The organism is Micromonospora sp. NPDC048835 (genome assembly GCF_040649995.1).
In the GTDB taxonomy this organism is placed as follows: domain Bacteria; phylum Actinomycetota; class Actinomycetes; order Mycobacteriales; family Micromonosporaceae; genus Micromonospora.
Genome location: NZ_JBEZGM010000012.1, coordinates 24183 through 45432, shown reverse-complemented (window position 1 = coordinate 45432; position 21250 = coordinate 24183). Strand labels below are relative to the sequence as shown.

Here is a 21250-nt window from a genome sequence, read left to right as displayed (position 1 = left end):
ATGTTCGAATACGCCCCCGCCCCCGAGTCCCGCTCGGTGGTGGACCTCAAACCCTCGTACGGGCTGTTCATCGACGGTGAGTTCGTCGACCCCACCGACGGTGGCAGCTTCAAGTCGATCAACCCCGCCTCCGAGGAGGTGCTGGCCGAGGTCGCCGAGGCCGGCAGCCAGGACGTGGAGCGCGCGGTGCGCGCCGCCCGCAAGGCGTACGAGAAGGTGTGGGGTCCAATGCCGGGCCGGGACCGGGCGAAGTACCTGTACCGGATCGCCCGGCTCGTCCAGGAGCGCTCCCGCGAGCTGGCCGTGCTGGAGTCCCTCGACAACGGCAAGCCGATCCGGGAGTCGCGCGACGTCGACCTGCCGCTGGTGGCCGCGCACTTCTTCTACTACGCCGGCTGGGCCGACAAGCTGCCGTACGCCGGCTTCGGTGCGAACCCGCAGCCGATCGGTGTGGCCGCACAGGTCATCCCGTGGAACTTCCCGCTGCTCATGCTCGCCTGGAAGATCGCCCCGGCGCTCGCCGCGGGCAACACGGTGGTGCTGAAGCCCGCCGAGACCACGCCGCTGACCGCGCTGCTCTTCGCCGAGATCTGCCAGCAGGCCGAGCTGCCGGCCGGTGTGGTCAACATCCTCACCGGGGCCGGTGACACCGGCCGCGCCCTGGTCGAGCACCCCGGCGTGGACAAGGTCGCCTTCACCGGCTCCACCGACGTCGGTCGGGCCATCGCCCGGTCCGTCGCCGGCACCCGCAAGAAGCTCACCCTGGAACTGGGCGGCAAGGCCGCCAACATCGTCTTCGACGACGCGCCCGTCGACCAGGCCGTCGAGGGCATCGTCAACGGCATCTTCTTCAACCAGGGGCACGTCTGCTGCGCCGGCTCCCGACTGCTGGTCCAGGAGAACGTGGCCGACCGGGTGCTGGAGTCACTGAAGCGACGGATGGCCCAGCTCCGGGTCGGCGACCCGCTGGACAAGAACACCGACGTCGGCGCGATCAACTCCGCCGCCCAACTGGAGCGGATCCGCGAGCTGTCCGACGCCGGCTCCGCCGAGGGCGCCGAGCGCTGGTCGCCGCCGTGCGAGCTGCCCGACCGCGGCTTCTGGTTCGCGCCGACCATCTTCACCGGCGTCACCCAGGCACACCGCATCGCCCGCGAGGAAATCTTCGGCCCGGTGCTGTCGGTGCTCACCTTCCGCACCCCGGCCGAGGCCGTGGAGAAGGCAAACAACACGCCGTACGGGCTGTCGGCCGGAATCTGGACCGACAAGGGCTCCCGGATCCTGTGGATGGCCGACCGGCTGCGTGCCGGTGTGGTCTGGGCCAACACGTTCAACAAGTTCGACCCCACCTCGCCGTTCGGCGGGTACAAGGAGTCGGGCTACGGTCGCGAGGGCGGCCGGCACGGGCTGGAGGGCTACCTCAATGTCTGAGCGGGTCGCGGTACGCAAGACGTACAAGCTCTTCATCGGCGGGAAGTTCCCGCGCAGCGAGTCGGGACGGTCGTATCTCGTGCAGTCCTCGAATGTGTCACTGGCCTCCCGCAAGGACGCCCGGGACGCGGTGGTCGCCGCCCGCGCCGCCGTGAAGGGCTGGGCCGGCGCGACCGCGTACAACCGGGGTCAGATCCTCTACCGCGCCGCCGAGATGCTCGAGGGCCGCCGCGAGCAGTTCGTCGCCCTGGGCATCCCCGGCGACGAGGTGGACGCCGCGGTCGACCGCTGGGTCTGGTACGCCGGTTGGGCCGACAAGCTCGCCCAGGTGTACGGCGGCGCCAACCCGGTCGCCGGCCCGTACTTCAACATCTCCGCGCCCGAGCCGACCGGGGTGGTCGCGGTGGTCGCGCCGGAGCGCCCGGCGCTGCTCGGCCTGGTCAGTGTCATCGCTCCGGCGATCGTCACCGGCAACACGGTGGTGGTGGCGGCCTCCCCCGCCGAGCCGTTGGCGGCGGTGACGCTGGCCGAGGTGCTGGCCACGTCCGACCTGCCCGGTGGGGTGGTCAACATCCTCACCGGCGCGATCACCGAGACCGCGCCGACGTTGGCGGCGCACATGGACGTCAACGCGATCGACCTGACCGGGGTGGCCGACGCCGCGCTCGCCACCGACCTGGAGGTCAAGGCGGCGGAGAACCTCAAGCGGGTGCTCCGACCGGCCCCGGCCGACCACGACTGGACCGCGGATCCCGGTCTGGCTCCGATGACCGCGCTCCTGGAGACGAAGACGGTGTGGCACCCCAAGGGGGTGTGATTCGTTCCCGCGGCCTCTGGGGTTTCCCGGGGGAGCCCGCCCACTCCGGGCGGTCAGGCTTGATCCCTGCGTGGTCGGGCTCCCCCGGAAAACCCTGACGTGGGCCGGGCTCGTCGGTCGGGTCAGCTTGCGGGTTCCGCCTTGGGTTGGGTCGCCAGACGACGGGGCCCTGCTCCCGCTCCCGCTCCCGCTTCAAGATCGCGCAGGTTCCATGATGTAGTGCCCTCCTGGTGGTCGGAGGGCACTACAATCATTGTTCTTGTGCGGATCTTGGTCCGGCACGGGCCTGGTGGGGTGGGTGGGGGGTCTACTACCGGGGGTAGGATTGGTACGTGACTCGGTTGGGTGATCTTGAGCGTGCGGTGATGGACGTGCTGTGGGACGTGGTTCCCGGCACGTCGGACGGGGTGACCGTGCGCGAGGTGGCCGACGCGCTCGATGGCCGCGAGCTGGCCTACACCACGGTGATGACCGTGCTGGACCGACTCGCCGGCAAAGGCATGGTGCAGCGGGAGCGGGAGGGCCGGGCCTGGCGGTACCGTCCGGCCGCCAGCCGCGAGGCACACATCGCCCAACTCATGCTCGACGCCCTCGACCTGGGCGGCAGCCGGGACGCCGCACTGGTGCGCTTCGCCCGCTCGGTGACCGGCACCGAGGCCGAGGTGCTGCGGGCGGCCTTGGGCAGCGAGGCCGGCCTGACCGGGCCGGGCTCCACCGGCGGCGACACGGCCGGGGCCAACACCCTGACCGATCGGGTGGACGGGCCGGCGGGCCGACGACCCGCCGGCGAGGCAGCGGAGCGGTAGGGCGTACGCCATGGCCTACGCCGTGCACTTCGCCGCCACGATTCTGGCCTGCTATCTGACCGCCCAGGTGTTGGCCCGCTCCACCTGGACGTGGCGCAGCCCACGGGTGGCCATCGTCTGCTGGCAGGCCGTCGGGCTGGCGCTCGGCCTCTCGGCGATGGGCCTGCCGATGGCGCTCGGGCTGAGCGCGTACGACCGGCCGACCGGTGGCGCACTACTCGCCCTCGCCAACGACCTCGCCCACGGCGCCCTGCCGATCGGAGTGGGCACGTTCCACCTGGCCGGCGTCGGCGTGGGCTTCGGCATCGGGGCGGTGCTGGTCACGACGACCGTGCGCAGCATCCACGGCACCGTACGCGCCCAGCGCCGCCACCGAGACCTGCTCTCGCTCGTCGCCCGGAACGACCCCGCCGCCCCGGGCGCGCTGGTTTTGGATCATCCGAGTGCCGCCGCGTACTGCCTGCCGGGCGTGAAGCCGCAGGTGGTGGTCAGCGCCGGCACCCTGAGCCTGTTGGACCGCGCCGAGTTGGCCGCGGTGCTCAGCCACGAGCGAGCGCACGCGCACGAGCGGCACGACCTGGTCCTGCTGCCGTTCACCGCACTGTGCCGGGCGCTGCCCTGGTTCGGCTGGGTACGCGACGCGCACGAGCGGGTCGCCCTGCTGGTCGAGATGCGCGCCGACGACAAGGCCCGCGAACTGCACGCAGACGCCCCGCTCGCGGGTGCGCTGCGCCGGTTTGCCGCCGCCGGGCACCGGATCACCCCGGCCGGCGCGCTCGGCATGGGCGACCGGGATCTCGACGTACGGATGCAGCGCCTGCTGGTCAGTGACCGGCCGCCCCGGGTACTCGGCGCCACCGCCCTCGCGGTCGCCACCACGCTTGTCGCCCTCCCGGTAACCCTCTTCCTGAGCTGACGCCCACCGGGCACATCGGAGACGGCGAGCTACGGCGGGGCTGGCGCGCGCCCGTTCCCGTCAGCAAAGCCCCGCGCCCCGTGCCCGTGCCCCGTGCCCCGTGCCCTGCGCCCCGTGCCCTGCGTCCCGTGCCCGTGCCCCGCGCCCCGTGCCCTGTGCCCTGCGTCCCGTGCCCGTGCCCCGTGCCCTGTGCCCTGTGCCCTGTGCCCTGTGCCCCGTGCCCCGTGCCCGTGCCCCGCGCCCCGCGCCCCGCGCCCATGCCCTGTGCCCTGTGCCCTGCGCCCGCGCCCGCGTCTGCGTCTGCGTCTGCGTCTGCGTCTGCGTCTGCGTCGATCTTGCAGTTTCGGTCGTCGAAAAGTGCCGAATGCTCCTTATGTTGGGACAGAAAGTGCAAGATCGCGACCCAATCGAGTCGATCATGGAATTGTGGTGCCTGCCTTAGGCCTATAAAGCGCCTTTATCCCCCACCACAACTCCATGATCGAAGAGGCAGTGCGGGCCGGGCAGGCCGAGGGCAGGCCAGGGCAGGCCAGGGCAGGCCGAGGCAGGTCGGGGGTGGGCCTGGCACGGGCGGGACCGGGCCTCGACGGGCCCAGGCAGGACTGACGCGGGCGGGCAGGGCGGGCTTCGACGGGCTTCGACGGGCCGAGGCGGGGCGGGACAGGCCGGCGGGAGCGGAACGGGCCGCGCAGCGGGGCGACGTGGGACGACGTAGGACGACCTGGGGCGACGTGGGGCGAGGGACAGCCGGTCGCTGGGTGCGGCGGCTTGAGGTACAGGCCGAGTGCGACCCCTTCAGTACTACATGACGTAGTAATATTTCCTACGACGGGCCGTAGTAGGTCTTACCTGTAGGCAAACTACGTGTAGGGTGGCTACGACAAGGGAGCCAACGCTTTGGAGGGCTGGTCATGGACACCCTGCTCCTCGCCCGCCTGCAGTTCGCCACCACGACCTCGATCCACTTTCTGTTCGTGGTCGTCACGCTCGGACTGGTCACTCTGCTGGTCGGCATGCAAACGGCCTGGGTGCTCACCGGCAACCCGAAATGGGAGCGGCTGACGCGCTACTGGGGTCAGCTCTACGTGATCAACTACGCGCTCGGCATCGCCACCGGGATCGTGATGGAGTTCCAGTTCGGGCTGAACTGGAGTGGCCTGTCGCGCTACGTCGGCAACGTCTTCGGGGCACCCCTGGCCATCGAGACGCTTGTGGCGTTCTTCCTGGAATCCACGTTCCTCGGGATGTGGATCTTCGGCTGGCACCGGCTCCGCAAGGGTGTCCACCTCGCGTTGCTCTGGGGTGTGGCGATCACCGCGTACGCCTCGGCGTTCTGGATCATGGTGGCCAACTCCTGGCTGCAGAACCCGGTCGGCTACGAGGTGCGCGACGGGATCGCCCACCTCACCGACTTCGGCGCGCTGCTCACCAACCCCAGCCTCGGCATGGCGTTCGGGCACGTGGTCTCGGCCGCGCTGCTTGTCGGCGGGGTGCTGATGGCGGCGGTCAGCGCCGGGCACCTGATTCGGCGTACCCCTGACTTCGCGCTCTTCCGCACCTCGCTGCGGATCGGCCTGGTCACCGCGGCACTGGCCATCACGATGGTGCAGGGCTTCGGTTTCGCCCAGTTCGGCCCGGTGGGCTCGGTGCAGCCGACCAAGTTCGGCGGCGACAGCCCGGAGAGCCAGGCGCTGATCGCCGAGTGGACCGCCCGGTTCGGCCCCGGCGACTACACCCCGCCGGTGCTGGCAAGCGTCGGGTTGGGCTTCATGATCCTGATCGGCTTCACCCTCGGCTGCCTGTGGTTGCTGCTGCCCCTGCTCTTCCGGGACTGGATCATCCGGCTGCGCTTCCCGCTCTGGCTGATCCTGTTCGCCCTGCCGCTGCCGTTCGTCGCGGTGATCCTCGGCTGGATCTCCCGGGAGGTCGGCCGTCAACCCTGGGTGGCGTACGGGCTGCTCCCCACCGAGCAGGCCGTCTCCACGGTCAGCGCACCACTGATGCTCACCTCGCTGATCGGGTTCAGCCTGCTGCTGGGCACCCTCGCCGTGACCAACTGGGTGCTGCTCGCGAGGTACGCCAGACGCGGCGCGTCCGACCCGGCGCTCGGCCGCCCACCGGCGCCGCCGAGCGAGCCGGCCCACCCCGAACCCGCCCTCGCCTGAGGAGTAGACCGTGGACCTCGCCTGGTACGCCGTGCTCGGCCTCTTCTTCGCCGCCTACCTGGTGCTCGCCGGCTACGACTACGGCGTCGGGCTGCTGCTCGCCCGCGGGGTCGGGCCGGCCGGGCGGCGTGAGACGCTCACCGCCCTCGGGCCGTTCTTCCTCGGCAACGAGGTCTGGCTGGTTGCCGCCATGGGCATTCTCTTCGGCGCGTTCCCGCTGTTGGAAGGCGAGTTGCTCGCCGGCTGCTATCCGGCGGTCGTCGGCGCCCTGGTCGGTGTCATCCTGGTCACCGTCGGGGTGCAGCTGCGCAGCCGACCCGACGACGAGCGGGGCCGCGCACGCTGGGACCGCGTCGTGGTGGTCGGCAGCGCCCTCGCGGCGGTGGGCTGGGGGGTGCTGCTCGCCGCGTTGTTGCAGGGGGTGCCGCTGCGAGCCGACGGGCACGTCGCCGAAGTGACGCACCTGGCCACCCCGTTCGCGGCAGTCGCCGGGCTGACCATGGTCACCCTGGTCGCGGTGCACGGGGCGACCTTCCTCACGCTGCGCCTGCCGACCGAGGCCGCCGCCGTGGTCGGCGTCACGGCCCGCCGGCTGGTGCCGGTGGCGCTCACCGCGGTCGCCCTGACCACCGTCGTGGGCCTGCTCTCCGCCCGGGTACGCGACGCGGTGCAGCGGCCAGCGGTGGCCGTACTCCTGCCGGTGCTGCTCGTGGTGGCGCTGCTGGCGGCCCGCGCGGCGCTGGCGCGGCGGCGGCCGGGGTGGGCTCTGGTCGCCACCGGCGCGGCCCTGGCGCTGCCGGTGGTGCTGGTCGGAGCAGCTCTCTGGCCCTACGTGCTGGTGTCCACGACCGACCCGGACGCCTCGCTGCTGGTGGCCGACGCGGCCGCGAGCGCGCCGACCCTGCGGCTGCTGGGCTGGGTGGCGCTGCCGCTCCTTCCGGCCCTACTAGGCTTCCAGGCGATGTGCTGGTGGGTTTTCCGAGGACGAACCGACGGTAGGGCACCGGTGTACTGGTGAGACGCCGTCCGTTCGACCCGCGTCTGCTGCGCCGGGTCCCTGCGGCCCGGGGCGACCTTGTCGTGCTCGCGCTCCTGGGGGTGCTGGCCGCCGGGTTGATCGTGGCGCAGGCCACCGCGCTCGCGGCGTTGCTCGCCACCGCGATCGACGGTCGGCTGGATCGGCAGGCGCTCGCCGGTTTCGTGGCGGCGGTCGCCGCCCGCTCCGCCCTGGTCTGGGCGCAGGGCACGGTTTCGGCACGGGTCGCCGCCACGGTCAAGGCCACGCTGCGGGCCGACCTGCTCGGCGCGGTGGGCCGGCACGGGCCCGGTTGGGTGGCCGGGCAGCGGGCCGGTGAGATCGCCACTCTGGCCGGGCGCGGGTTGGACGCCCTGGACGCGTACTTCACCGGGTACCTGCCGCAGTTGGTGCTGAGCGTGACGGTGCCCGTGGCGGTGCTGGCCCGGGTCGTCTTCGCCGACTGGAGTTCGGCGGTGATCATCGCGCTGACCCTGCCGCTGATCCCGGTCTTCGGCGCGCTGCTCGGCTGGCAGGCGCAGGCCGCCACCGAGCGGCAGTGGCGACGGCTCGCGCTGCTCGGTGGGCACTTCCTGGACATGGTGGCCGGGCTGCCCACGCTGCGCGCGTTCGGGCGGGCCCGGGCACAGACCGACGTGGTGCGCCGGATGGCCGACGGTCACCGCGTCGCCACCATGAAGACGCTGCGGATCGCGTTCCTCTCCGCGCTGGTGTTGGAGCTGGTCGCCACCCTCTCGGTGGCGCTCGTCGCGGTGCCGGTCGGCATCCGGCTGCTCGGCGGCGGGCTGGCCCTGCAGACCGCGCTGCTGGTGCTGCTGCTGACCCCGGAGGCGTACCTGCCGCTGCGGGCCGCCGGCAGCCGCTTCCACGCCAGCATGGAGGGGCTGGCCGCGCTCGACGAGGCGTTGACCGTCTCCGCCGCGCCCACCGCCCCCCGGGCGGCCGAGGGCGCCTCAGTTCCGGACGCGCGGGCCGAGATCCGGTTCGAGGGGGTGACCGTGGCGTACGAGCGGACCACCGCGCTGCGCGACGTGACCCTGACCATCCGGCCCGGTGAGCGGATCGCCATCATCGGGCCCAGCGGCGCCGGCAAGAGCACCCTGCTGGGCCTGCTGCTCGGCTTCGTGGCGCCGACAAGCGGCCGGATCACCGTGGACGGGGTCGACCTCGCCACCGCCGACCCGGACGCCTGGCGTCGGCAGCTCGCCTGGGTGCCGCAGCGGGCGCACCTCTTCGCCGCCTCGCTTGCCGACAACATCCGCCTCGGCGCACCGGACACCCCGGCCGACGCACTCGCCGCCGCGGTGCACGACGCCGCCCTGGACGACGTGGTGGCCGGGCTGCCCGACGGGCTGGGCACCCTGCTCGGTGAGCGCGGCCACGGCCTGTCCAGCGGGCAACGGCAGCGGGTGGCCCTGGCCCGGGCGTTTTTGCGCGCCGCCCCGGTGGTGCTGCTCGACGAACCCACCGCCCGGCTCGACACGGCGGCCGAGGCGGTGGTGCTCGACGCCACCCGCCGCCTGGTCGCCGGGCGGACCGCGCTGCTCGTCGCGCACCGGCCGGCGCTGCTCGCCGACGCCGACCGGATCCTGCGCATCGAGGACGGTCAGGTCACCGAGTTGACGCCCGAGCCGACCGGAAAGGCTTCCCGATGAGCGCGGCACCCGCGCCGGGCCCGGCAGACGCGACGCCGGTCACCGACCCGGCGCCGCGCGGGCGGGCCGCCGCCGAGCGGACCGTGCTGCGCCTGGCCCGGCCGTACCTGCGCCGCCTGGTCGGCGCCGGGCTGCTGGCGGCCGCCACCGAGTTCGCCGGGCTCGCCCTGATGGCCACCGCCACCTGGCTGCTGATGAGCGCCGCCGGCCAACCTCCGCTGGACCGCCTCACCGTGGCCATCGTCGCGGTCCGGGCGCTGGCGATCAGCCGGGGCGTGTTCCGCTACACCGAGCGGCTCGCCGGCCACGACGCGGTGCTCCGCATGATCACCGACGTCCGGGCCCGGGTCTTCGCCACCCTGGCCGCCCGCCGGGGCACCGCACACCGCTCGGGGGACGTGCTGAGCCGCCTGGTCTCCGACGTGGAGGCCGTCCAGGACCTGTTGCTGCGGGTGCTGGTGCCCGCCGCGGCGGCGGCCCTGGTCGGCGTGCTGGCGGTCGCCGTGGCGGCGCTGATCTCACCGCCGGCGGCCGGGGCGCTCGCCGTCGGGCTGCTGGTCGCCGGGGTGGCGCTGCCCGTCCTGGCCACCGCGGTGACCCGTCGCAGCGCGGCCGAGGTGGCCCCGCTCCGGGGCGCGCTTGCCACCGACGCGATCGACCTCACCCACGGCGCCGCCGACCTGGCCGCGTTCGGGGCGACCGACGTCACGCTGCGCGCCGCCGAGCAGCGCGCCCACCGGCTGGCCCGGCTGGAACGTCGGCTGGCCGCCACCGGGTTCGCCGTGGACGCGGCCGGCGTGCTGACCGCCGGCGTGACCGCCGCGGCGGTGGTGCTGGTCGCGCTCGCCGCCGACGTGTCGGGGGTGCTGGTGGGCGTCCTCGCCGTCGGCACACTTGCCGCCGTCGAGGTGACGTTGGCGCTGGTCGCGGCGGCCCGACAGTGGACGCAGCTACGTCCCGGCCTGGCCCGGGTGGCCGACCTGCTCGACGCCGACCCGTCGAACCCGCCGGCCGCGACCGGCCGGGCGGACCTCGCCGGCCCGCACGAGCTGCGCTTCGTCAACGTGACCGTGCGGTACCGGGACGGCGCGGCACCCGCCCTGGACGGCGTCAGCCTGGCCCTGCCGGCCGGACGCCGGATCGCTGTCGTCGGCCCGAGCGGCGCCGGCAAGAGCACCCTCGCCGCCGTGCTGACCGGCACCGTCCGGCCCGAGTCCGGCCAGGTCACCCTCAACGGCCACGACCTCTCGGCGTACGCCGAGGAGGTGTTGCCGCGCGCGGTCGGCGGGCTGCTGGCTGAGGCGTACGTCTTCCACGCCACCGTGCGGGAGAACCTGCTGCTCGGGCGGGCCGGGGCAAGCGAGGAGGAGCTGACCCGGGCCACCGAGGCCGCCGGCCTGCTGGACTGGGTCCACGCCCAGCCGGCGGGCTGGGACACGCTCGTCGGCGAGGAGGGCGGGCAGCTCTCCGGCGGCCAGCGGCAGCGGCTGGCGCTCGCCCGGGCCCTGCTGGCCGCGCCGCAGGTACTGGTGCTCGACGAGCCCACCGAGGGTCTGGACCCGGCCGCCGCGGACGCGGTGCTCGCGTCCGCTCTCGCGGCTACCCCGGCCGGGCACTCGGTGCTGCTGATCAGTCACCGGCTCAGCGGGCTCGACGGGCTGGACGAGATCGTGGTCCTGGACGGCGGCCGGGTGATCCAGCGCGGTCGGCACGCCGACCTGGTCACCACCCCCGGCTGGTACCGGGACCAGTGGCAGCTCCAGGCCGCCGCCGAACGGGGGTACCTGGCGCTCGCCCCCTGACCGCCGCCCTCGGGGACGGACCAGGGTTCTCCCGGACGTCGACTGGTCGGCGTCCGTGGCAGTGTGGTGCCATGGCGCGTGCTGAGGATGTGGTGGTCGACGAGCACCTGCGGGCGCTTGCCGCACGTTTGCGGGGGCCGGCACGACTCAAGTCCGACCTGCTGACCGAGGCCCGGCACGGGCTGCTGGACGCCGTCGAGGCGTACCGCGAGAGCGGGATGCCGCCCACCGAGGCGCAGCGCCGCGCGGTGGCCGAGTTCGGCTCGCCGTCGCAGTTGCTCCCCTCCTGGCAGGCTGAGCTGGCGGTGGCCGCCCTGCGTGGGCTCTCCCTGCGGATGCTTGCAGTTTCCGGGGTGGGGGTGGCCGTCGGCGATCTGACCTGGCGCGGGGCGAGCTGGAGCGACGGCCCCCGCCCGCCCGCCGGGTATCTGCTGCTCTCCAACTCGGTCGACTGGATCTGGATGAGCACGCTGCTGCTCTCGGTGGCCGGCCTGCTGGTGATCGCGGCGGGCGCCCGCGTGCCACGACCCGGTCTGGCCGTGGCACAACGGGTGGTGGGCATCGGCCTGACCGGCCTGGTGGCGCTCGGCATGCTCACCGGCTGCGCCCTCTTCACCTGGTCGCTCACCCTGTGGGACGCGGCGCTGAGCTGGCCCCCGATGCTCGTCGGTGTGGTGGTGGCGGGCGGCGCCTACTTCTCGCTGACTCGCGCGGCGCGCGGCTGGGTGCTGGCCACCGCCCGCCGACCGGCCACCTTGCGTTGACCGCCGACCGCCGAGCGGCCACCTTGATCCACTCGTGGTTCTGGAAGTCGGGGTCTCCCGCGCTCCGGAAGGCCCGACTTCCTGAAGCGCGAGTCGATCAAGCCCCGGCGGGCCGGGTCAGGCCGGGGTGGGCGGGCTGCCGGGGTCGAGGAACCGGCCGACGGTCAGTTGGAACTCGCGCCAGCCGGCGCGCTCCCCGGCCAGCGCCCGCCGGCCGGAGTCGGTGAGCTGGTACGTCCGCCGTTCCCGACCGCTGACCGTGCTCCAGGTGCTCGCCACGTGGCCGGCGCGTTCCAGCCGACGGAGGGCCGGATAGATGGTGCCGGTGGGCAGATCAAGGTTGCCGTCACTGCGGGCGCGCAGCGCCTCGATGATCGCGTAGCCGTGCAGCGCGCCCTGTTCGAGCACGGCGAGCAGCAGAGCGTCGAGATGGCCGTGCAGCGCCTGGGCCTTCATACGTAGCTACGCTACTTGTCGAGCGGCCGCTTCGCCAGCGCTGGCGACCAGCAGGTCGGACCCGCGCGACAACCGGCCACCGGGGTGCGGGCATCGGTCACCCAGGGCCGCCGACTAGGGTGTGTGCCCAGAGTCACTCGTCGGTCAGACCCCGGCGGGTGGGCAACCCGAAGCACACGGAGGTCAGCGTGGCCCGCCAGTCGCCCCAACGGCCCGACGCCGACGAGCCCGAGCTCGACGACACCACCGGCGCGGCCGAGCCAGACGAGACCGATCGCCCGTCGGCGTCGGTCGACCGTTCACTCTGGGACGAGCTGCGCATCGACCCAGTGGAGATCGCGCTGCCCGCCGGCACCGGCTTCACGCTGCGGGCGTACCGGCCGGCCAGCTCGCTGACCCCGACCGACGTGACCGAGCGCGACCAGGACGACCCCTTCCTCGCCCGCCGTCAGGCGATCGAGGAGGAGGAGGACGACGAGACCGTCGTCATCCTCGACGAGGAGCTGGCCCAGGAGTTCGCCGCCGAGGACGAGGACGAGGAGTCGACCCGCCGCCGTCGCGACGGCGCCGCCACCGACGAGGCCGACGAGGCCGCCACGGACGAGGCGGACGAGGAGGTGGACGACGAGGAGGTGCCGGTCTTCCTCAGCCACCGGGGCAAGCTGCTGCTGTTCAAGACCCCCGAGTCGCTCGTCAGTTTCATCCGATCCGGTGCGCCGAACGATCTGTCCCAACTGGACAGCTGGAATGAATTGTCCGAACGGGTGGAGCCGGCAGATATCGCGCCGCTCGACGAGGACACCTACGAGCTGGACCTCGTCGTGGAGAACCTGCGCGGCGGGCACGACACGTGGGATTCCACCCTGCTGATCGAGGCGGGCGAGGCTGCGCGTGACCTCTCGTACGCGTTGCGGCTGCCTGCGGTACTCGACATGCTCTCCGCCGGCTCCAGCCTCGACGACCTGGACGAGGCGCTGCGTGCCACCGCCAACGGTGGGATCGGCGCGTTCATGGGTCGGCGACGGCTGAAGAAGATCGGTGCGCAGACCGCGAGTTTGGGTTGGCGCACCATTGTCGGCAAGATCTCTGCGGTGGTGGACTGGCGCGACTGACCCGTACCGGGGAGCATCAGTTGCTGGCAGAGGAAAGACCTGTCCCGGGAGGAGGACGACGCCGTGGCGCTCGTGCGCGTTTACTGCGGTCTGGCCTCGGCGGATCCGGCTGACCGACCGGCCTCCGCCGGTTCGACGCTGACGTCCGCTGTGGTCGACGACGCAGGCCGTCTGCTGCATGTCTGCGAGATCAGCGATGACGCCGCTGGCTACGCCCAGCTCGTCGCGCTGCTCGTGGAGCGGTCGGGCGGGCCGAGCGGTGCGGCCATCGCCGCCGACAGCGACGACCACACGGTCACCTCGCTGCTGAGCGCGGCGGGTCGACCCCTGGCGATCGCCGACGACGACTCGGTGGACGACTTCGCCGAACGGTTCGCCGATGACGACTCCCTCGAGGAGATGCAGTCGCCCCCGGCCGAACGACGGGCGGTCGGTCTGGCCCGCGCGTTGCAGGCAGGGGCGCTCTCCGCCGTCACCCTGCCGGCACCCCGGGACCTGGCCGGCTACAAGCAGGTGCTCTCCGCGCACGCCGCGCTGGCAAGCGGTCGGCATTCGGCCGCCGTGGCGCTACGCGAGGTTCTGCGGGAGCTCTACCCGGCGGCCCTGCGCGCGTACCCGGATCCGGCCGAACCGGTCTCGCTGGCGGTGCTGGACGCGCTGCCCGAGCCGGGCATGCTCGGCGGCACCGTGGCCCGGGGCCGCGAGGTGTCGGTCGCGGCGGACGCCATCGCCGCGCACCTCGCCGCCGACGGGGTCGCCGACGCCGAGGAGATCAACGAGGCGGTCACCGCCCTGCGGGTCGCCATCTCCGAGACACCGCGCCGCGCCGCCGTCAACCGGGCGCTCACGTCGGCGGTGGCCGAGACGGTCCGTCAGGCCGTCGCCTCCGTGCGGGCGTGTGACGCCGGCTGTGAGGCGCTGGTCAGTGCGCTCAGCTCACGGGTCAGCACGCCGGCCCAGGCACCCGGCCGCCGTGCCGCTGCCCGCCGCGGCGAATCCGTCGGTGAGCTGACCGGCACCAACACCGGGTTGACCGGCCTCGCTGGCACGAACGCCGGGTTGACCGGCCTCGCCGGCGCCAACGCCGGGTTGCGCTCGGTCCGCCCGACCCCGCCGGCCGCCGAGCCGGCACCCACCGGCGGGCGGCGCAGCCGTCCCGAGCCGGTCCCGGGTAACGCGCCGTTGGCGTCGCCCCGCCCGCTCGGGCCACCGCCGGTCGCCCCGGCGCCGGTCACGCCACCGCCGGTCGCACCCGCGCCGATGATGACCCCGGCGGCGTTGGCTGGTCCGCCGGCGTCCACGCTGCCCAGTCGCAGCGAGCCGCTTCCCAGCCGGATCGACGGCCCGACCAACCGGCCCGTCTCCGCACCGCCGCCTCCGCCGCCCGGGATCACCCCGATCGCGCCGGCGCAGCGGGGCATGGTGCCTCCGGCCGAGGCCGGCGAGCCGTTCCGGCCGACGTTGACCACCGCCGCGATCAACAACGCGCGGGCCGAGCGGCAGCGTACGGTCATTCCACCCCGCCCCAAGACCAACGGTGAGCCCCGGCCGAGCCACCTGCAACGCCCGGTCGACGAGGCACCCACCGGCGGGTTCAGCGCCACCGATCTCAGCATCCCGGTGCCGACCCCCCGGCCCGGGCAGGAGGCCGCGCCGCCCGGCTCACGAGCCAACTGGCCGCTGGTCAACAACCCGGAGGACCCGTCCGACAGCTCACCGAACAACCCGGTGGCCTACTCGTACGGCGGCAGCCGCGGTGTCGACGCCCCGACCGACCCGGGGCGGGCCGACGGCCGGGTCACCCCGCCCTGGTTGGCGGACGACCTGCCACCGGAGCCGCCGATGCTGCGGCTGGTGGAGCCGCCGCCGCTGGCCGACCGTGCGCTGCGCGAGGGGCTCAACCCTCCCACCGACCAGCACCTGGAGACTCCTCCGCTGCGCCTGGTCGACCGGGAGCAGGCCGCACGTAACGGTCGGGTCGCCGGCCGTACCGAGCGGGCCGCCGAGCACCGGCCGCCGCCTCCGGTCGAGCACCGGCCCCCGCCGATGGAGCACCGTCCCCCGCCGGTCGCCGACGAGGGTGACGGCGATCTGCTGATCTTCGCGCAGGCCAAGTCGGCCTGGTTCGTCGGGCAGGCCGAGGAGTCCGACCTGGACTGGTCGACCACTGCCGACACCGGCTGGCAGGCCGCCGAGCAGGCCGCTCGCCCCGCGGTGGGCGCGGAGACCAACGCCGGGCTGCCGAAGCGCGTGCCGCAGGCCAACCTGGTGCCGGGCTCCCCGCTCCGCGAGGAGCGCCCGCTGCGCATAGTGCGTGATGCGGCAAGCCTCGCGGAGAACACGACCGGCTACTTCCGTGGCTGGCGTCGCGGCCAGGAGATCGGCGGTTTCGCGGTGGGTGGTCGGCCCGGTCGCGAAGCGGCCGGCGGCTGGGACTTCAGCCGCGACCACGGAGACCGTGACGACGACCGGGAGTACGAGTACCGCTCGGCTGGCTACCAGTCCTGACCCCCTTTCAACACGCGCAAGCGCCCCCAGCCAGCCGGCTGGGGGCGCTTGCGCGTCAGCAGGGCGATCCCCGGGCACGCAGAAGCCGCCTCGCGAGGACCGAGGGAGAGCCTCTGCCCCGGGTAGGGACTGCGGCTTTCAGGTCGTCAGGAGGCGGCTGGGCGGCGCGCCGGCTCATCGAGGTGACGAGCCAGCGCGGAGGCACTCACCGGGGCGGCCGGCAGCGCCCGGTGGCGGCCAGAGCCACCACCGGGGGCGTGCGGTGCCGCGGTCAGGCCGGGGCGACGGCGCGCGTACGGCGCATCGTCAGCACGTACTCGACGAGCGAGATCAGCACGTGCTTCGTCGACTCCCGGTTACGGGCGTCGCAGGCCACCACCGGCACGTCGCTCGAGATCGCCAAGGCGTCCCGGACGTCCTGCGGGTCGTGGTACTGCATACCGTCGAAGCAGTTGATCGCCACCAGGTACGGCAGGCGTCGGTGCTCGAAGAAGTCGATCGCCGCGAAGCAGTCGGCCAGCCGGCGGGTGTCCACCAGCACGACCGCACCGATCGCGCCCCGCACCAGTTCGTCCCACATGAACCAGAAACGAGTCTGACCCGGCGTACCGAACAGGTACAGGATCAGGTCACGGTCGATCGAGATCCGGCCGAAGTCCATGGCCACCGTGGTCGTCGTCTTGCCCGGCACCTGCCGGGTGTCGTCGACGCCCACGCCAGCGGAGGTCATGATGGCCTCGGTGGTCAGCGGCGTAATCTCCGAGACCGAGCCGACCAGCGTCGTCTTACCGACGCCGAATCCACCGGCGATAACGATCTTCGCCGACGTCACGCGGCCGCTCGGGTTCGGCGGGCGGTGCGACATGTCAGAGCCTGCGAAGTCCACTCAGCACCCTCTCCAGCAGTTCAGTGCCCACCGCGTCGTCGGAGTCGTCCAAAATGGTCGGCTCGTGAACCGCGACCAGGCCGTCCGTCGCCATGTCGGCGATGAGCACCCGGGCCACACCGAGCGGGAGCTGCATCCGCGCCGCGATCTCCGCGAGCGATTGCACGCGTCCGTCACACAGCGCGGCGATGTACTGGTGTTCGCGGCCCTGGCCGCCGTTGCCATTGGCAGCGGCCCGGCCGCGCACCGTCGTCTCGACGAGCGCCTCCAGCGCGATGTCGAGCCGGGGACGGGTGCGACCACGGGTCACGGCGTATGGACGGACCAACGCTCCGGTTGGTTCGTCACGATCGGCCATCTCGCCGCTCACCTCCTTCGCACCCGCTACCGGCTCCCACCGGTGAAACCCGTCGTTGTCGTTGTTGCAGTCGTGCCGACCTCACGATCGGCGAGACGTCAGCCAAGCATTCCCGCAGCCGCGCGCGGCTGCGGGGTCAGCGCGTCGCCCACCCGGTCGACGAGCAGCGCCATCTCGTAGCCAACCTGGCCCACGTCTGAGCTGCGCGCTGCCAGCACGGCGAAGGACGAGCCGTCTGAGATGGACATCAGGAACAGGAAGCCATTGTCCATCTCCACGACGGTCTGCAACACCGCGCCTCCCTCGAAGCAGCGAGCTGCCCCCTGGGTCAGGCTGACCAGACCCGACGAGATCGCGGCGAGCTGATCTGCCCGGTCGCGCGGCAGATCCCGTGACGACGCGAGGAGTAGGCCGTCTGCCGATACGGCGACCGCATGCGCGACGCCGGGCACCCGGTCGGCGAAGTTGGCAAGCAGCCAACCAAGATCCTGCGTAGTTGTCATCCTTCTTGCTCCTTCTGCCCGCTCCCGGCCACCGGGCCTGAGCCAGACTGCGAGGATTGCCCTCCCGGAGTCGCCTCCGGGCTGGTCGGGTTGTCCGAGGTGCTACGCCCTCGCTGCACGCCCCGGTGGTAGGCGGAGAGCAGGCCACGGACCGCCTCCGGGGAGCGCCGCTGGACCGAGGTGGTGGGCTTCTCCACCGCGCCGGGCACCAGCTGCGCCATCGGCTTGCGTTTCGGCAGACCGGTCGTGGTGGTCTCGCTCACCGGCGCCGCGCCGGCCGCTGCGGAGGCAGCACGCCAGCCGTCGTCGGCGGCGGTCTGCCAGCCGTTGCTCTGCGGTTGGGGCCGGCGGTTCGGCAGGCTCTCGGCGAGGCTGGGGCGGTTGCCCTCGTTCGCTGTGGAGCCGTTGTCCCGCGGCGCGCCTCCGACCGTCGGAGTGTCTGCCATCGGTGTGTTACCTGTCGTCCCGGGTGGTGTCTTGTGGACTGCCCGACCGCTGGCCTCGACCGTGGCGAACTGCTGGGTCGCGGAGTCGCCGTTCGTCGCCGGCTGGGCGCCGGCGGCGGTCTCCTCGGAACCCGGGCGACGAGTACGGAACCAGGCCGACTCGAGCTCCCGGAAGATCGGCAGCTCCATCGTCTCGTCCGCGTACCGCTGACGGTTCTGCGCCTGCGGCTGCTGCGGAGCCGGTCGAGTCTGTGGAGCCGGAGCCGGAGCCGGAGCGGGAGCCGCTGCCGGGGTCGGCGCTGGGGCGGGAGGGTGCGCCGCGGCCGGCTGCTCGCCGGGCCGCGGAACCCGCGGCAGCTCCGTCGTCATGTCCAGGGCGGCGGCGAGCCGCTCGGGCACCGGCGGGGTGGCAGTGTCCCGGTCGCCACCCGGCACCGGCGGCCAGGCCGGTGGTGCCGGGGCGTTGGTTGCCGGCGCGGGCGGTGCCGATCGGGGCGCGAACCCGCTGAACGACTGGCCGGAGGCGGGCGGCGCCGAGTACGGCTGACCCGAGTACGGCTGACCGGACGCGGGCGACGCCGACACGGGCGCCGCGGAGACCGGCGGACCGGCGTACGGCTGCCCGGAGGCCGGAGCGGCCGACACCGGCGCACCGCCGTACGGCGCACCCGAGTAGGGCTGGCCGGAGTAGGGCTGGCCGGAGGCCGGCGAGGCGGAGACCGGCGCACCCGAGTAGGGCTGCGCGGAGACCGGCGGCGCCGAGTACGGGGGCGCTTCCGGGCTGCTCGGCAGCTGACGCGGGATGGGCGGCTGCTGGCCGGTGGCCGGCGTCTCGTCCCCGGCCCGGCGCTGCGGCAGCGGGTCGGTCCCCTGGCCGTTTGCCGACCGCGGGGTGAACCCGTCGCCGCCGTTGACGCCGTTCGCGCCCGCCGCACCGGTCAGGTCGGACCAGGCCGGCATCGAGCGGTACGCGCCGCCGTTGGCGGGGGTGCCGGCACCGTTGCGCGACGCGGGCTCGAACGGACGACCGCCAAGGGTGACCTGGTTGCCGGACTCGCTCGGGCGAGGACCGTTGCCCAGCGCGGGCAGTGCGCCGAAGACCGGCGCGGGCCCACCGGACTGCGGACCTCCGAACTGCGGGGCACCGGACTGCGGGGCACCGGACTGCGGACCACCGAACTGGGGGGCACCGGCCGCCGGCAGCGCCGGAGGCTGCTGCACCCGGCCGGAGAGCGCCCGGGGCACCAGCACCGAGGTGGGCAGGGTCACGTCGGCGACCGTGCCGCGATCGTTGCCGGGGCGCAGCTCGACCCGGACACCGTGCCGGGACGCCAGCCGGGCGACCACGACCAGGCCCATCATCCGGGACACGGCCACGTCCACAAGCGGTGGCGTCGCGAGCCGCTCGTTGAGGTCGTGCAGCTGCTCGGCGCTGATGCCGATGCCGCGGTCCTCGACGTACAGCGAGGCACGATCCCCGACGCGGCGGGCCTCGACCATGACCTGCGAGTCCGGTGGGGAGAACGCGGTGGCGTTGTCGAACAGCTCCGCGACGAGGTGCACCAGGTCGTTGACCGCGTGCGCGGCGACCTCGATGTCGCGGTCGATCACACCGAACTCGATGCGGGTGTAGTGCTCGACCTCGGACTGCGCGGCGCGCAGCACGTCGATGAGGGCGGCCGGCTCACGCTGCACACGGGTGGAGTCGGCACCGGCGAGCACCAGCAGGTTCTCGTCGTTACGGCGCATCCGGGTGGCCAGGTGGTCGAGCTGGAACAGCTCGGCCAGCCGGTCCGGGTCCTCCTCGCCGCGCTCCAGCCGGTCGAGGTGCCCGATGAGGCGGTCGACCAGGATCTGGGAACGGCGGGCCAGGTTGACGAACATGGTCGCGACGGAGGCACGCAGCGCGGCCTGCTCGGCGGCCGTCCGGACGGCTTCCAGGTGGACGGCGTTGAACGCCTCGGTCACCTGACCGAACTCGTCCCTGCTGCGCACCGGCAGCGGTTCGGCGATCTGGTTGGCGAGCTGCACCGGGGTGAGCTGCCCGACCACCTGCGGGTCGCGCAGGCGGGCCACCGCCTGCGGCAGGCCGTACTGGGCGACGGAGAGCGCGCCCTGCCGCAGCTCACGCAGCGAGCGGGCCATCGAGCGGGCGACCAGGTATGCGAAGAGGATCGCCAGCAGCAGCATGCTGAGCAGCAGACCGGTCTCCAGGAAGACCTGGCGCTGGACGTCCGAGCGGATCTCGTCGGCCTGGGCGACCACTTCACGGTCGAGCTTCGTCTCGACGGTGCGGATCAGCTTGGCGTTGGCCGTCATGGCCGCTTCCCACTGGTCCGGGCCGAACGGCGCACCGCGCATGTCGCCGTTGTTGTTGCTGTCGATCCAGCCGATGTAGTTCAGGGCCTGCCGACGGTCGCCGCCGGCGACCGTCTGGTCGTGGAACTTGGCGTCGTCCGGGGTGGCGACTGCCTTGAAGCTCTGCAGAGCCTGCTGCTGGCCGGTGTCACTGGCGATGTAGTCCCGGCGCAGTGTCGGGGTCAGGCGCTTTCCGCCCTTCTCGCCCAGCGCGCGGTGCACCACGACCCGTCGTGCGGAGAGGAACTCCTTCTCCCGGGCGACCGCCGCGGCGGCGCGCATCCGGTCGCTCAGCTGGTTGTCACCGGCGAGCTGGGTGGACGAGTCGCGGATCGCGAGCAGGTCGTCGATCAGACCCTCGTACGCCTGCACGGTCTCGGAGAGCGCGAGCTTGCCGTTGAACACCTGACTGCGTACGCCAGAAAGGTCCTGCAGGTTCTGGTCGATGCTGTCGAGCAGACCTTCCAGGCTGCTCGGCAGGTCCTCGATCTCGGTCCGCTGCTGGCGGTAGGGGCCCGCCTCCTGATCCACCCGGGCGTTCACCCGGTTGTACGCCTCCTGGTACTGCGCCGTCGGCTGCGTCCCGTTCGCGCCGAGCAGCAGCACTGCGGCGGTCCGCTCGTCCTGCAGAGCGTCGACCAGATCACCTGAGTAGCTCGACAGGTTCGCCAGATCGCCAGCTCGGTTGGCATTGTTGAGCGTCTCCACGTGGTCGATGAGACCACTGGTACCCACCACGACCGTGGCGATGGTCGGCACGATCATGATGAGACCGAGCTTGGACCAGATCGGCATGTCCCCGAGCCGGCTGGCCGGCTGGCGCAGCCGAGACAGGAAGGAGCCCGCCGGCTTTGGCCGTTTGCTCACGTCACCGTCCTCGCGATTACAGCTTCAACGCGTTGCCCCGGGCAACGCCCAGCGACCGACCCGGCGGGTCGGACCCCCGAGATTCCATCACGCCGGTCGGCAAGAAGAAAGCCCAGGTTGTCCTCGACCGAAGGTGTGATGAGATGTTGATGCGATTTGATAGCAGTCCGTCTGGCCGGAGTAACTGAAGGTAATGGAACATCCGCACCGCGTTGTCCTGCTGGCAGGCCCCTCTGGGTCAGGAAAGTCGTACATAGCGCAGCAAACCGGCCTGCCGGTGCTCTGTTTGGACGACTTCTACAAAGACGGCGATGACCCTACGTTGCCGAGACGAAACGGCCAGGTGGATTGGGAATCACCGCAG

At 72.7% G+C, this 21250-nt stretch carries 16 protein-coding genes; 11 read left to right on the top strand and 5 right to left on the bottom strand.

The window, feature by feature from the left end; all coding sequences use genetic code 11:
* From AB0C15_RS16480 to AB0C15_RS16440, 9 genes are all read left to right on the top strand, one after another.
* Complete coding sequence (locus AB0C15_RS16480; RefSeq protein ID WP_357352627.1) at positions 1 to 1431, top strand: aldehyde dehydrogenase family protein; 1431 nt, start codon at positions 1 to 3, stop codon at positions 1429 to 1431.
* Complete coding sequence (locus AB0C15_RS16475; RefSeq protein ID WP_357352625.1) at positions 1424 to 2248, top strand: aldehyde dehydrogenase family protein; 825 nt, start codon at positions 1424 to 1426, stop codon at positions 2246 to 2248. The genes AB0C15_RS16480 and AB0C15_RS16475 overlap by 8 nt, the downstream gene beginning before the upstream one ends.
* A gap of 332 nt (positions 2249 to 2580) precedes the next feature.
* A complete protein-coding gene (locus AB0C15_RS16470; protein WP_357352623.1) occupies positions 2581 to 3054 on the top strand; it encodes a BlaI/MecI/CopY family transcriptional regulator in 474 nt (157 codons plus the stop codon).
* A gap of 10 nt (positions 3055 to 3064) precedes the next feature.
* A complete protein-coding gene (locus AB0C15_RS16465; RefSeq protein ID WP_357352621.1) occupies positions 3065 to 3970 on the top strand; it encodes a M56 family metallopeptidase in 906 nt (301 codons plus the stop codon).
* Positions 3971 to 4881: 911 nt separating this feature from the next.
* Positions 4882 to 6135: a cytochrome ubiquinol oxidase subunit I gene (locus tag AB0C15_RS16460; RefSeq protein WP_357352619.1), complete on the top strand. Its 1254-nt coding sequence runs from the start codon at positions 4882 to 4884 to the stop codon at positions 6133 to 6135.
* A gap of 10 nt (positions 6136 to 6145) precedes the next feature.
* Entirely contained in the window at positions 6146 to 7153 is a 1008-nt protein-coding gene (locus AB0C15_RS16455; protein ID WP_357352617.1) for a cytochrome d ubiquinol oxidase subunit II, read from the top strand.
* Entirely contained in the window at positions 7150 to 8826 is a 1677-nt protein-coding gene (gene cydD / locus AB0C15_RS16450) for a thiol reductant ABC exporter subunit CydD (RefSeq protein WP_357352615.1), read from the top strand. Before AB0C15_RS16455 ends, cydD begins: the two co-directional genes overlap by 4 nt.
* Complete coding sequence (gene cydC / locus AB0C15_RS16445) at positions 8823 to 10628, top strand: thiol reductant ABC exporter subunit CydC (RefSeq protein WP_357352613.1); 1806 nt, start codon at positions 8823 to 8825, stop codon at positions 10626 to 10628. The genes cydD and cydC overlap by 4 nt, the downstream gene beginning before the upstream one ends.
* A gap of 71 nt (positions 10629 to 10699) precedes the next feature.
* Positions 10700 to 11392: a permease prefix domain 1-containing protein gene (locus AB0C15_RS16440; protein WP_357352611.1), complete on the top strand. Its 693-nt coding sequence runs from the start codon at positions 10700 to 10702 to the stop codon at positions 11390 to 11392.
* Between the two features lie 117 nt (positions 11393 to 11509).
* Here AB0C15_RS16440 and AB0C15_RS16435 read toward each other — a convergent pair whose 3' ends face one another.
* Positions 11510 to 11848 carry a helix-turn-helix transcriptional regulator gene (locus tag AB0C15_RS16435; RefSeq protein WP_112680778.1) on the bottom strand — a complete coding sequence of 113 codons (339 nt, stop codon included), beginning with the start codon at positions 11846 to 11848 and terminating at the stop codon, positions 11510 to 11512.
* Between the two features lie 158 nt (positions 11849 to 12006).
* On the opposite strand from AB0C15_RS16435, the gene AB0C15_RS16430 reads away from it, so the two are divergent.
* Positions 12007 to 12960 (top strand): DNA primase, encoded by a 954-nt coding sequence (locus AB0C15_RS16430; protein ID WP_357352609.1) that lies wholly within the window; start codon positions 12007 to 12009, stop codon positions 12958 to 12960.
* A 39-nt stretch (positions 12961 to 12999) separates the two neighbouring features.
* Positions 13000 to 15468, top strand: a complete 2469-nt coding sequence (locus AB0C15_RS16425) for a transposase (RefSeq protein WP_357352914.1) — start codon at positions 13000 to 13002, stop codon at positions 15466 to 15468.
* Positions 15469 to 15739: 271 nt separating this feature from the next.
* Here AB0C15_RS16425 and AB0C15_RS16420 read toward each other — a convergent pair whose 3' ends face one another.
* The 4 genes from AB0C15_RS16420 to AB0C15_RS16405 all read right to left on the bottom strand — a co-directional run bounded on the left by AB0C15_RS16420 (position 15740) and on the right by AB0C15_RS16405 (position 20886).
* Complete coding sequence (locus AB0C15_RS16420) at positions 15740 to 16333, bottom strand: ATP/GTP-binding protein (RefSeq protein ID WP_007455465.1); 594 nt, start codon at positions 16331 to 16333, stop codon at positions 15740 to 15742.
* 1 nt (position 16334) lies between these two features.
* Positions 16335 to 16712, bottom strand: coding sequence for a DUF742 domain-containing protein (locus AB0C15_RS16415; protein ID WP_030329021.1), 378 nt, complete (start codon positions 16710 to 16712; stop codon positions 16335 to 16337).
* A gap of 98 nt (positions 16713 to 16810) precedes the next feature.
* On the bottom strand, positions 16811 to 17215 hold the full coding sequence (locus AB0C15_RS16410; RefSeq protein WP_030329023.1) for a roadblock/LC7 domain-containing protein: 405 nt from the start codon (positions 17213 to 17215) through the stop codon (positions 16811 to 16813).
* Entirely contained in the window at positions 17212 to 20886 is a 3675-nt protein-coding gene (locus AB0C15_RS16405) for a nitrate- and nitrite sensing domain-containing protein (protein ID WP_357352606.1), read from the bottom strand. The genes AB0C15_RS16410 and AB0C15_RS16405 overlap by 4 nt, the downstream gene beginning before the upstream one ends.
* Positions 20887 to 21250 lie beyond the last annotated feature (364 nt).

Coding starts and splice junctions, on each gene's coding strand:
- AB0C15_RS16480 (WP_357352627.1), top strand. CDS start 1: ATGTTCGAATACGCCCCCGCCCCCGAGTCCCGCTCGGTGGTGGACCTC.
- AB0C15_RS16475 (WP_357352625.1), top strand. CDS start 1,424: ATGTCTGAGCGGGTCGCGGTACGCAAGACGTACAAGCTCTTCATCGGC.
- AB0C15_RS16465 (WP_357352621.1), top strand. CDS start 3,065: ATGGCCTACGCCGTGCACTTCGCCGCCACGATTCTGGCCTGCTATCTG.
- AB0C15_RS16460 (WP_357352619.1), top strand. CDS start 4,882: ATGGACACCCTGCTCCTCGCCCGCCTGCAGTTCGCCACCACGACCTCG.
- cydC (WP_357352613.1), top strand. CDS start 8,823: ATGAGCGCGGCACCCGCGCCGGGCCCGGCAGACGCGACGCCGGTCACC.
- AB0C15_RS16440 (WP_357352611.1), top strand. CDS start 10,700: ATGGCGCGTGCTGAGGATGTGGTGGTCGACGAGCACCTGCGGGCGCTT.
- AB0C15_RS16435 (WP_112680778.1), bottom strand. CDS start 11,848: ATGAAGGCCCAGGCGCTGCACGGCCATCTCGACGCTCTGCTGCTCGCC.
- AB0C15_RS16420 (WP_007455465.1), bottom strand. CDS start 16,333: ATGTCGCACCGCCCGCCGAACCCGAGCGGCCGCGTGACGTCGGCGAAG.
- AB0C15_RS16415 (WP_030329021.1), bottom strand. CDS start 16,712: ATGGCCGATCGTGACGAACCAACCGGAGCGTTGGTCCGTCCATACGCC.
- AB0C15_RS16410 (WP_030329023.1), bottom strand. CDS start 17,215: ATGACAACTACGCAGGATCTTGGTTGGCTGCTTGCCAACTTCGCCGAC.